Here is a 255-nt window from a genome sequence, read left to right as displayed (position 1 = left end):
GAACCCGGTCCGCTCCAACGCCTTCGCCACGACCGCCGACGTCGCCATCACATCCGAACCGTGGATGTCCTCGTCGCTCACGTGCACGGCCCGGTCCGCGCCCATCGACAACGCCTTGCGCAGCGCGTCCTTCGCATCGTCGGGCCCCACCGTCAGCACCGTCACCTCGGCGCCCTCGTTCGCCTCCGCGATCCGCAGCGCCTGCTCCACACCGTACTCGTCCAGCTCCGACAGCAGGCCGTCCACGCCCTCCCG

General features: G+C 71.0%; 1 protein-coding gene. It reads right to left on the bottom strand.

Annotated features, from left to right (window positions below):
* On the bottom strand, nt 1–255 hold a 255-nt coding region (locus IF30_RS0140680), incomplete at both ends, for an electron transfer flavoprotein subunit beta (RefSeq protein WP_030248417.1).

This window comes from Streptomyces sp. NRRL S-350 (assembly GCF_000719705.1).
Lineage (GTDB): Bacteria > Actinomycetota > Actinomycetes > Streptomycetales > Streptomycetaceae > Kitasatospora.
This window is presented reverse-complemented; position numbering and strand designations above follow the sequence as displayed.